Raw genomic sequence first — 12504 nt, 5'->3', positions numbered from 1 at the left:
ACCTTTTACTGAGCGATGGAGTTAACCATGCCTAAGTTTGCTGCCAATCTTTCTATGCTGTTTACCGACGTTCCGTTTCTCGATCGCTTTAAAGCCGCTGCCGATGCGGGTTTTACCTCGGTCGAGTACCTGTTTCCTTATGAATATCCGGCACCGCTGCTGGCGGAAAAGCTGCGGGAAAATGGCCTGGAGCAGGTGTTGTTCAATACTGCGCCCGGCAACATCGCCGCGGGTGAATGGGGCGTATCTGCCCTGCCCGACCGCATTGACGATGCCCGTCGGGACATCGATAACGCCTTGGAATATGCACTGGCGCTGAATTGTCCTTCAGTACTAGTGATGGGAGGTGTCGTTCCGCCCGATGAAGATCGCGCCACTTATCAGCAAACCTTCATCGATAACCTGCGCTACGCGGCTGATAAATTCGCACCGCACGGCATCAATATCATGATTGAAGCACTGAGTGCGAAGGTGAAACCGAATTACCTGTTCGCCAGCCAGTATCAGGCGCTGGAATTAGCCAATCTGATCGACCGGCCGAATGTTTATATTCAGTTGGACTTCTTCCATGCACAAATTGTCGATGGCAACCTGACGCAAATTATTCACGATTTAGATGGCCGCATCGGACATATTCAAATTGCTTCGGTTCCGGCACGGCATGAACCCGATGAAGGGGAAATTAATTATCCATTCATCTTTGCCGAATTGGATCGCGTGAATTATTCCGGCTGGATTGGCTGTGAATATAACCCGCGTGGAAAAACCGAAGACGGATTGAGCTGGGCTAAACCTTGGCTGGAGAAAAAACACTAACTCACTTATTCCAGGAAATAATATTAACACCAGAGACATATTCGTTAGACGCGAATAAATAAAAAAGAAAAGATCAGATTCCCGCATTATTCCAATGCGGGAGTCAGGTCACCCTTTTCTTCAAATAAAACAATAACCCAATACCTTTCAGCCTCTGAATTGAAAACAATGGGTCAATGAGGATAAGAATATGGCCACCTCGCTCTTGCTCTGCATCGCTATCGCCGGGGTATTACTCCTGCTGCTGATGGTCATTAAATTTAAAATTCAGCCCTTCGTCGCCCTGCTGGTTGTCAGTTTACTCGTTGCCTTAGCAACCGGTATTCCGACTGCTGAGGTGATGAAGGTGATTACCTCCGGCATGGGCGGTATTCTCGGCTCGGTGGCAATTATTATCGGCCTCGGTGCCATGCTCGGCAGAATGATCGAAGTGTCCGGCGGCGCGGAATCCTTAGCGCACCGCTTTGCCCAATTAATGGGGCCGGGATTGATGGTGGCAGCATTAACCATCGCCGCCTTTATTCTGGGTATTCCGGTCTTTTTCGATGTCGGCTTTATTATCCTCGCTCCGATTATTTACGGCTTTGCGAAAGTCGCTAAAGTTTCTCCGATTAAATTCGGGTTGCCCGTCGCAGGCGTGATGTTGACGGTGCATGTCGCACTGCCGCCCCACCCCGGCCCGGTTGCCGCTGCTGGCCTGTTGAATGCCGATATCGGCTGGCTGACCATCATTGGCCTGCTGGTGTCGATTCCTGTCGGTATCATCAGCTACTGGGCGGCCAAGGCCATGAACCGCCGTAAGTATGCGCTTTCCGTCGAAGTGTTAGAGCAGTTACAGTTGGCGAAACCGGAAGACAGCACGCCGGACACGGCACCCGCGTCTGCCCCTTCGGCTGGATTGATCGCCGCGCTGATCGCCATTCCTATCGCCATCATTATGCTCGGCACCGTGTCTGCGACCATTTTACCTGCCGGACATCCGGTGCGTAACGTCATGTCGCTGGTTGGATCTCCCGCCGTAGCGCTGCTTATCGCTCTGGCACTGGCGTTCTGGCTGATTGCCCTGCGTCGCGGCTGGTCGTTGGAAAAAGCCAGCGGTGTGATGGGCGATGCAATGCCTGCTGCTGCGATGGTCATCATGGTGACCGGTGCGGGTGGCGTATTCGGCAAAGTGCTAGTGGAGTCGGGCATCGGTAAAGCGCTGGCGGATACGCTGACCAGCATTCACCTGCCGCTGGTGCCTGCCGCGTTTATTCTGTCGCTGGCGCTACGAGCTTCACAAGGCTCTGCCACCGTCGCTATTCTTACCACCTGCGGCTTGCTGAGTGAAGCCGTCAGTGGCCTGAACCAAATGCAGCTGGTACTGGTGACGCTTGCTGCCTGTTTTGGCGGATTAGGCCTGTCGCACGTCAATGACTCCGGTTTCTGGATTGTCACCAAATATCTGGGGTTGTCCGTCGCCGATGGCCTGCGCACCTGGACGGTACTGACAACGATCCTCGGACTGGCTGGGTTCCTTTTCACTTGGGCGCTTTGGTTGGTCATGTAAGCGTCGCCGCGTTCCGCCACGGAAAACCGCTGACACTCAGCGGTTTTCCTCCTTATGCCAGAAAATACGCCCGTTTTATTCTTATATTCCACATCTGAATATCCAAGCGCTGCCGTTATAATCCATACGGGGTAAGAAACCACGCGTTCCCTTATCACCACGACACAAGTTCGCATGCCAATACATGATGTAATCGGAAATACGCCTTATTCCTGACCTCTCGTGGAAGTAGAAGTAGAAGATGCCAAATCCATACGGCATGAGCCTGCATCAGCCGATGAAAAATAATAAAGGAACACTATGAATTTTTTAGCAAAAATGAAGCTTGGCACCATGCTGGGTTCTGGCTTCGCCTCTGTCATCATCATCGGTTTGATGGTCGCCGTTCTGGGACGTGTGCATCTGCTCGATCTGAGCGAAGATATTGAGTCGCTGTCCGAAAAAAACCTGACCAGCCTGATCCTGATACAGGATGCCAAAAGCGGTTTTGATGCCGTGGCCCGTTCAGTGCGTACTATCGGCCTGACAAGCGACAGCAGCCGCATTCAGGAAGAAAAGCGCCTGATTGATCAGCAAATTGTCCGCAATACCGACATCCTGACCAAACTGTATTCTCACCTGTCTGAAGCAGAGTCTCGCGACTCGCTGGACCGCCTGACGCAGGCTCGCCCAGCCTATCGGGACGCAGTGAATAAAGCCGTAGAACTTGGCGTATCTGAAAATGCCGAAGAAAGAGCGCAAGCCGTGCAGCTCATGGTCAATGAAATGCAAATTACGCAGGCACCCGTTTTCGCCGCGCTGGACAGCATGACCGAATTGCAGAAGAAGCGGACAATGGAGATGACGACAAGCGCCATGCAGGAAGCTCGCTCAGATGGTAACACCCTGATCTTCTTCGCAGCGATTGCGGTTCTCGTTGGCATTCTGGTTTCCGTATTGATTACTCGTACGATCAAAGGCTTGTTGGGTGGCGAAGTGTCCTACGCCGCACAGATCGCCCAAGCGGTCGCACAAGGAAATCTGGCGGTAACCGTCAACTTGCGTTCCGGTGATGACCGCAGTGTGCTGGCAGCCATGAACGGTATGCGCAAAAGCCTGAGTAGCATTGTTGAACAGGTGCGCGAAAGCAGTGAATCTATCGCGACCGGTGCCAGCCAGATCGCCGCAGGCAGCACCGATCTTAGCCAACGCACGGAAGAACAAGCGGCCAACCTGCAACAAACCGCAGCGTCTATGGAAGAAATGAGCCAAACCGTACGCCAGAACTCGGATACCGTACGTAACGCCGCTCAACTGGCACAGGCCGCCAGTCATACCGCTGCTAAAGGTGGCGAAGCCGTCAGCAATATCGTTGTCACCATGAAAGAAATTACCGACAGCTCGCAGAAAATTGGCGACATCATCAGCGTCATCGACGGCATCGCCTTCCAGACCAACATTCTGGCGCTCAACGCCGCGGTGGAAGCCGCACGCGCAGGTGAGCAAGGTCGTGGCTTTGCTGTAGTCGCAGGTGAAGTTCGCTCGCTGGCACAGCGCTCCGCTACTGCCGCCAAAGAGATTAAAGAGCTGATCGGCCACAGCGTCGAGAAAGTCGAAGTAGGTTCCGCACTGGTCAGCGATGCGGGAACAACGATCGAAGAATTAGTGCGTCAGGCACGCCACGTTGCCGATCTGATCAACGAAATTGGCGTCACCACGCAGGAACAAGAATCTGGCGTCTCGCAGATTCATGATGCGGTGAACCAACTCGATCAGGTCACCCAGCAGAACGCCGCACTCGTTGAGCAATCCGCTTCCGCGGCCGATAGTCTGAGCGATCAGGCTGCCCACCTAGTAGAGCTGATGAGAGTCTTCATCGTTGAAGGTGGGTCGTCACAGCGTATTGCACCACAGCTGAAAAGACCGACCAGCGCAAAGCTTTCTCTCGCCAACCCTAAAGGCAGCGCGGGAAGCAGTAACCAAAACTGGGAACAGTTCTGATTTCAGGCAGGGGGATCGTGCATCCCCCTGTTTACTTTCACACCTATCCACCGCTAGCCCCCACACACAACACTTTCTGCTTTTTCTTATCATTGTGCGCCATGCCGCAGCAGCAAGAATTAAAATCAATGTTTTCCCAAAAAATGCCGATATTCCAGTATGGACTGGTCAGTTATTCATCAAAAGGATCGGAGACTGCGCCAGCACATTACTTCCGTAGCGCAAAAGAAAATCTGCTTAATAACAATAAATATTGTCAATAAGTCATGGGGATAACATGCAGCGTACAAAAAAAATGAAACTGGGTACTCAGGTCGGCTCGGGTTTTGCCATTGTTATTATTATTGGCCTATTAGTGGCTATCTTCGGCAGAACGCATTTGGTTGGCCTTGGTAATACGACTGACAACCTTGCCAAACACCATCTTGCCAATCTTATCGTGCTACAAGAATTGAAAGACAACCTGAACGTCACGATCAAAGCCACTTTGCGTATGCTTATCACAACGGAAAGAAAGGTATTGGAGGACAATCAAAAGCTGATTGAAGCCACCAGCGCCAGAAACGCAAAGCTCGTCACTCAACTGGAAGAAAATGTACAGGCAAAAGAGGTTCGTAATATTCTGGGCGAACTTCAGCAAAATCGCACTGAATTCGCCACCGTGGGCCGTCAGTCAGTCGCCCTGTCCCTCAACAATAAACAGGCCGAATCCATCGAGTTAGTCAAAACCCAGCTTGAGCCGATACAAACCAAGCTTTTTAACAACCTGAACACGATGATTCAGTTGCAGAAAGACTACACCACGCAAATCGCAACCAATGCGATTGAAGAGTCCTACTATGATGGCAATTCACTGCTGATACTGGCTGGCATCGCCTCATTGATTGGTGTGTGTATCGCCTGGCTGATTACTCGTCACATCAAGAAGCAATTGGGCGGTGAACCCGCCTATGCCACGCAGGTGACGCAGGAGATCGCACAGGGCAATCTCGCCATACCGATTGAGTTGGCAGCAGGCGACACGAGCAGCCTGTTGTCCGCCATGAACCACATGCGCAAAAGCCTGAGTGGTATTGTTGATCAGGTACGTGAAAGCAGTGAATCTATCGCGACCGGAGCAGGACAGATCGCCGCAGGCAGCACCGATCTCAGCCAGCGTACGGAAGAACAGGCCGCCAACCTGCAACAAACCGCAGCGTCCATGGAAGAGATGAGCCAAACCGTACGTCAGAACTCGGATACCGTACGTAACGCCGCTCAACTGGCACAAGCCGCCAGTAATACTGCCGCTAAAGGCGGCGAGGCCGTCAGCAATATCGTTGTCACCATGCAAGAGATTACTGACAGCTCGCAAAAAATTGGCGACATCATTAGCGTCATCGACGGTATCGCTTTCCAGACCAACATTCTGGCGCTCAACGCCGCGGTAGAAGCTGCACGAGCCGGTGAGCAAGGGCGTGGTTTTGCCGTGGTAGCAGGCGAGGTTCGCTCACTGGCACAGCGCTCCGCCACCGCCGCCAAAGAGATTAAAGAGCTGATCGGCCACAGCGTTGAGAAAGTCGAGGCGGGTTCCGTACTAGTCAGCAACGCGGGAACGACAATCGAAGAGTTGGTGCGTCAGGCGCGCAACGTTGCCGATCTGATCAACGAAATTGGCGTCACCACGCAGGAACAAGAGTCTGGCGTTTCGCAGATTCATGAGGCGATTAACCAGCTCGATCAGGTCACCCAGCAGAACGCGGCACTCGTTGAGCAATCCACGTCCGCCGCCGATAGTCTGAGCGATCAGGCCGCTCACCTGGTAGAGCTGATGAGAGTCTTCATTATTGAAAGCGGGCAGTCACAGCGTAATACACCTGAGCTGAAAAGACCCGCCAGCACGAAGCTCTCTCTCGCAAGCCCTAAAGGCAGAACAAAAAGCGATAACCAGAACTGGGAAACCTTCTAGCAAGGTGTAAAAAGACATGCAAAACCGCTGATCGATCAGCGGTTTTTTTATTCCTTTCTAACAGGAATATCTCACATCAGCACTTTTCCGCCACGTATTGAAGAAACCGGCTACTGTTTTCAATAGGGAAAAACAATTAATGAAAAATAAAAATTAGCAATTGGCTTTATATTAATCGAGGTAGAATAAAATCAATAAAGAACAAAAGAAATGGCAATCTACGATTATAAAACCATCAAATATATGATGGTAAAGTCATCATGTTGTTCAAAAAAAGTAACGAATGAAAAACACCCCCCCTCTTTATGGTTGAATAAATAAGCAAAAAATCATAACTGCAACGTTTATTAGCATGACTGTCAATTTAACATTACAGCAGGGTATCAGTTTATTTTCCCTTTAAACCATAGAGATATTGCGGCTTTTACTGCCGCCTTTTATACTCCTGCGCCATCATTTCTCTCTTATTACTCTATGCTCCTCCGCACCAGATACAGACATCACTTAGCGAAGTGCATGACGGATACCAGTAAACGCGGAATACGTTTATAGCCTAAAGGAAATGGGCAATGATTGAAGGAAAGGATTTACCTAAGATACTTAAAATCGTAACGCTACGGTATTTGCAAAATAAATACGTTTTCGCAACGTCGATTTCACATAAATAGCATGCCAGTACTCACCATATTCGTTCTCAACGTATAATTAGGGACACAATGAATCTCATCAAAAATAGCAGCCTGGGTAAAATGCTAGGGACTGGCTTTACTCTGGTCATCGCCATCGGTTTTCTGGTAGCGATATTTGGTCGTATCCAGTTAGACAAGCTCGGGGAAAACATCCAGGTGCTGTCGCAAGTCCGTATTACCAACCTCCTGATGATGCAAGAGTTTAAAGACAACATAAACACCAACGCGATCGCCGTCAGAAACCTGACGATGCAGGAAGACGATCGGCTAGTGCAGGAAGAAAAAACGCGTATCGAGGAGATGATCTCCCGCAATAACGCGTTACTCTCGAAAATACATGATAGTACCGCCGAGAAACATGCTCAGGAATTGGTCGCCGAACTCCAGCGCGTACGCCCGGCCTATAGCAGCAGCATGGCAAACGCCATCACGCTGGCAATGGCGAACAAGAACAGCGAGGCTCAAAACCTGTTATTAACAGACGTGCGGGCTAAGCAAGATGCTGTTTTCAAGGCCCTGAATGATATGGTCAACTGGCAAGAGAAGCTCACCGTTGAAATCGCCGACCAGTCTTTAAAAAACGCCACTAACGCGGGCTCGCTGATGGTCATCATCGCCCTGCTTTCTGTGGCGCTGGGAGCGATGATCTCATGGTGGATCACCCGAACCATTAAACGTCAGCTCGGGGGAGAACCCGCCTACACGCTGGAAGTGACACGCCAAGTTGCACAAGGGAATCTGGCCGTTACGATTGAATTGCGCGACGGAGACACCACCAGCGTACTCGCGGCGATGGAAGATATGCGTCAAAACCTGAGTAACCTTGTCGGTCAGGTGCATCAGAGTAGCGAATCGATCGCCACAGGCGCGACACAGATTGCGATGGGCAACACCGATCTGAGCCAACGTACAGAAGAACAGGCCGCGAATCTTCAGGAAACCGCCGCCTCAATGGAACAAATGAATACCACGGTGAAGCAGAATGCGGCAACCGTGCGCACCGCAACGGAGTTAGCCCATTCCGCCAGCACCACGGCGCAGAAAGGCGGCGATGCGGTCAGTAACGTTGTGCGTACCATGGAAGATATCACCGCCAGTTCGCGTAAGATCGGCGATATTATCGGTGTCATTGACGGCATTGCCTTTCAGACTAACATTCTGGCGCTCAACGCCGCCGTTGAAGCGGCCAGAGCGGGTGAACAAGGTCGTGGCTTTGCCGTGGTCGCGGGTGAAGTACGCTCTCTGGCACAGCGCTCCGCCTCTGCCGCACGTGAAATCAAGGACCTGATTAGCGTGAGCGTCGCCAACGTGGAAATGGGTGAGAAGCAGGTTAACGACGCGGGTATCACCATCAAAGAAATCGTCGAGAAGTCTCAGCACGTTGCTAACCTGCTCAATGAGATCGGTTTGACCACGCACGAGCAAGAACAGGGCGTTGCTCAAGTCAATGATGCTGTGAATCAGCTCGATCAGGTGACCCAACAGAACGCCGCACTGGTTGAAGAATCCGCCTCCGCCGCCGATAGCCTGAGCCAACAGGCCAGAACGCTGCTGGAATTAATGGGTGTTTTCAAACTCAACGGTATCCAGACGAAAGCGCCACGGCTGACGTCACAAGTAAATCAATCGGCAGCGCCAAGGTTGGCTCTGGCAGGCAAATCAGGTCGAACAAGCAGTGATAACTGGGAAACCTTTTAACGAGCGTGACCGATCGATAGCATCCTTCGGTCTCTTACCGTAAAAAAAGCCGCTGAATCCTCAGTAATGCCAGTCAGTTAAGCAACTGACTGGTTGTTTTTACAAGCTTTTCCGTATTTTTGCGGCCTTTCTTTTACCACTCGGGGGAAGGCCCTTTCCCGCCGCATCGGTAATTTTACCAGTTGACCCAGACTCTCCAGATCGCGCATCAGCTCCGGGATCCGGCCAGGTGAAGCTCCCTGTAAACTCATCAACATTCTCATGACCAACCCGCATGACTCTGAGAAGCTCAGTTGATTTGCCCAATATCCTTTCAACTGACTTGCCATCTTTATCATCTGATACCTCACCAGATTGTAGGCCAGCAGCACGCCCCAGAGTTCCTGCTCCACAAGCGCCGGTTTTTTGCTCCTCAGTGTCAGTCTGCTCAGTAACATCGTCTGCTTTATTTCACGGTATCCCAACTCTATTTCCCACCGATGGCCGTAAAGCTCGACCATTTCTCTACCCGGATAGCGCATGGCGTCTGTCATTGACGTCAGCAGATAATACGTCTTTTCTTTCCGGGTAAACGTCAGCAGCCGCGCCGTTATTTCCCTTTCCAGACCCGACCACTTCTTTCGTGCCTGAGGGCTGGTTTTCAGCTTTACCAGATAATCCCCTTTACCCAGCTTTCTTACCTCCTCGTACTGCGCCCCCTTTTTCAGCGGTATCATCCAGTGTCGATGCCTCCCTGCCTGATTCCAGGCATTCAGCAGGCCCAATGAGTAATAACCTTTATCAAGTAATGTCAATGTGTTATCACCGGTCTGGCTTATCAGTTGTTCAGCCAGCGTACACTCGCTTTCTTTCATTGTGCCGAAGGCGGCTGCCGTTAACAGATGGCTGGTCAGCTCCATCTGACAGACCATCTTTACCTGAGGGTAGAGTCCGGGTTGACCGGCATAGGTCTGACGCGGGAAAGCCGCATCATTCTCCGGCGTATCGGGTGTTCGCCAGACAACCCCATCCACAGCCAGCAGGGTCAGACCGCACCAGTGAGGGTGAGTGGTGGCACCGTGCCACAACTGCGCGGTTTGTGTGAACACACGGCGAACAGCCTCGCTCCCCAGTCTCTGCCGGGCCTGGATAACTGCGCTGGTTGCCACGAAGGGGCGGTCACCCGGCAGCATAATATCAAGGCGGTTAACTATCTGATGAAGCGGCTCTTTGCGCTCCAGCGCCATACCCACAATGCACCAGACCATCATTTCCAGCGGGAGACGGCGTTTACGCAGAGTGACAGTCCCGGACTCTTGAAGACAACGGGAGATGAGCTCCGGGTCAAGAAAGTCACCCAAAGACGTCAGGGGATTACGGGTGGAGTCGTAGCAGGAGACAAGATCAAGAGCCTGAGCAATACGCATAAAAAAATCCGGAAACGAAAGACATTTCCGGATTTTTACACAATGACTGGATCGTTCAACCGATCCTTAACTGATCGGCATTACTGAATCCTCAGCGGCTTTTTTATGGTATCGGGGTAGAAAGAATAAATAACAAGGTTAAAAAATCGACATTAATTAATAAATGTCACAATTAAAAATAATAAATTACAAAAAATAAATGATAAGAAAAGGATCTAATCCTTATTGGGTATTCCTGTATTGATTAATATTTATTGCCTATCTTAGTTGCTATAAGAAAATAATATTAATCACTCGGGCAATGAATAAATTAAGGGATTTTGTTACGTTTATTCCGCCATCAATATACTACGTTATTGTCTACACTTCATTTGTCATTCCCTTGGCCTGTAAATATTCTCAACAGGTATTCCCGATAGGTATGAAAGCGACGACCATTCCCTTCGCCAAGGCAGCGATTGGAGCATAAACGTCGCCAGCGTTCCTGTATCGGAGAAACACTGGGAGATAAGCGGAATGATGAAAGCAATGGAGTTCGTGGGGGAAATCGCGTCTGTACATCACCCCTAACATAAAATAACGACACCTGCCGTGTCAGACTTCAATAAATAAAAAAGGAATATCATGAAGAATATGAGTTTGGGAAAAATGTTAGGAACAGGCTTTACGCTAATTATCGTTATTGGATTCTTAGTCGCCATATTGGGCCGCGTTCAGTTAGAAAAACTTGGGGGAAACATTCAGATTCTGTCACAGATGCGTATTACCAATCTTCTGCTCATGCAGGAAGTTAAAGACAACGTCAACATAGCGGCACGCTCCATCAGAAATATTGCACTTCTGACCGACCAACAACAAATGAAGGTGGAAAAAGATCGCATTGAGCAAACCATCGCACGTAATAGCGATTTGCTCGTACAAATACGTAAAAATGCAGTAGATGACGAGGCTAAAACGTTGCTCGCCACGCTGGATCAGGCTCGCCCTGCCTATACCAACAGCATGAAAAAAGCCATCGACCTGGCTATGTCTAACGAACACGACGCATTTCGCAATTTTCTGCTGACGGAAGTGCGTGCCACGCAAGCAAGCGTATTCGACATTCTGGATAAAATGGTTGGAATGCAAAAACAGCTGACCGTCACGCTCGCCAATGAATCCGAGAATAATGCGTTACACGCTGGCACCCTAATGTTGATCATCGCGTTGTGTTCTGCCCTGTTGGGAGGCGTTGTTGCCTGGTGGATCACCCGGAAAATCAAACGCCAACTGGGTGGAGAACCCGCTTATACGCTGGAGATTACCCGTCAGGTTGCACAAGGGAATCTTGCCATCGCCATTGAACGGCGCGATGGAGACACCACCAGCGTTCTCGCTGCAATGGAGGAAATGCGCCAAAGCCTGAGCAATATCGTCGGACAAGTCCATCAAAGCAGCGAATCTATCGCCACGGGAGCCAACCAGATTGCAATGGGCAACACCGATCTCAGTCAGCGCACGGAAGAACAGGCCGCCAACCTTCAGGAAACCGCTGCCTCTATGGAAGAGATGAACACCACGGTTAAGCAGAACGCCGATACCGTGCGCACCGCGGCACAGCTCGCCAACTCGGCCAGTGCCGCAGCCCGTAAAGGAGGCGATGTCGTCAGCAACGTTGTGCGGACCATGGAAGAGATCACCGCGAGTTCACGTAAAATCGGCGATATTATCGGCGTAATAGACGGTATTGCTTTCCAGACCAATATTCTGGCACTCAACGCCGCCGTCGAAGCCGCACGAGCAGGGGAACAGGGACGCGGGTTCGCGGTCGTTGCCGGAGAAGTTCGCTCACTGGCTCAACGTTCCGCTTCTGCTGCGCGTGAAATCAAAGACCTGATTGGCATCAGCGTAGGAAAAGTGGAAACGGGTGGTCTGTTGGTTAACGAAGCAGGGGTGACCATAGCAGAAGTCGTGGATCAGTCGCAGCGTGTCGCCAACCTTATCAATGAGATCGGCCTGACCACGCATGAGCAGGAACAGGGCGTTTCTCAGGTCAATGATGCGGTGAATCAGCTCGATCAGGTAACCCAACAAAATGCCGCACTGGTTGAAGAATCCGCCTCTGCCGCAGACAGCCTGAGCCAACAGGCCAGAAATCTGGTTGAGTTGATGGGCGTGTTCAAAATCGACGGTATCCAGCCACAGCGAACCGCACCACCAGTGGCTACGCTGTCCAGACCGAAATTGGCGTTAGCTGGTAATTCGAGTAGTACAAACTGGGAAACCTTTTAACCCACGTCACTTTTCGGTACAACTGGTAAAAAGCCGCCCTCCAGGGCGGCTTTTGGCTAAACTTTTTTACCCAACGGCATCAATTGAATCGTCGCCATCAGTGCCGCGGTAAAAAACATGACTATTGATAACAAATCAGGGGCATAG

The 12504-nt window shown here is 50.9% G+C and carries 7 protein-coding genes; 6 read left to right on the top strand and 1 reads right to left on the bottom strand.

Going from position 1 to position 12504, the window contains the following annotated elements; genetic code table 11:
- The first annotated feature begins 27 nt into the window (after positions 1–27).
- From otnI to DUT67_RS00555, 5 genes are all read left to right on the top strand, one after another.
- Positions 28–816, top strand: coding sequence for a 2-oxo-tetronate isomerase (otnI, locus tag DUT67_RS00575; RefSeq protein ID WP_113632532.1), 789 nt, complete (start codon positions 28–30; stop codon positions 814–816).
- Between the two features lie 190 nt (positions 817–1006).
- The gene (locus tag DUT67_RS00570; RefSeq protein WP_113632533.1) at positions 1007–2365 is read left to right on the top strand and encodes a GntP family transporter; all 1359 of its coding nucleotides are present in this window, start codon (positions 1007–1009) and stop codon (positions 2363–2365) included.
- A gap of 300 nt (positions 2366–2665) precedes the next feature.
- Positions 2666–4345, top strand: a complete 1680-nt coding sequence (locus tag DUT67_RS00565) for a methyl-accepting chemotaxis protein (protein ID WP_113632534.1) — start codon at positions 2666–2668, stop codon at positions 4343–4345.
- Between the two features lie 277 nt (positions 4346–4622).
- Entirely contained in the window at positions 4623–6293 is a 1671-nt protein-coding gene (locus tag DUT67_RS00560) for a methyl-accepting chemotaxis protein (protein WP_113632535.1), read from the top strand.
- Positions 6294–7009: 716 nt separating this feature from the next.
- On the top strand, positions 7010–8680 hold the full coding sequence (locus tag DUT67_RS00555) for a methyl-accepting chemotaxis protein (protein ID WP_113632536.1): 1671 nt from the start codon (positions 7010–7012) through the stop codon (positions 8678–8680).
- A 77-nt stretch (positions 8681–8757) separates the two neighbouring features.
- Here the strand turns inward: DUT67_RS00555 and DUT67_RS00550 are convergent, their stop codons facing one another.
- Entirely contained in the window at positions 8758–10086 is a 1329-nt protein-coding gene (locus tag DUT67_RS00550) for an IS4 family transposase (protein WP_113628163.1), read from the bottom strand.
- Between the two features lie 624 nt (positions 10087–10710).
- On the opposite strand from DUT67_RS00550, the gene DUT67_RS00545 reads away from it, so the two are divergent.
- Complete coding sequence (locus tag DUT67_RS00545) at positions 10711–12357, top strand: methyl-accepting chemotaxis protein (RefSeq protein WP_113627072.1); 1647 nt, start codon at positions 10711–10713, stop codon at positions 12355–12357.
- Positions 12358–12504: the final 147 nt, after the last annotated feature.

Source organism: Pectobacterium peruviense (assembly GCF_003312355.2).
GTDB classification, from domain to species: Bacteria; Pseudomonadota; Gammaproteobacteria; order Enterobacterales; family Enterobacteriaceae; genus Pectobacterium; species Pectobacterium peruviense.
Note: the sequence above shows the minus strand (reverse complement) of the source record. Positions and strands in the feature narration are given on the sequence as shown.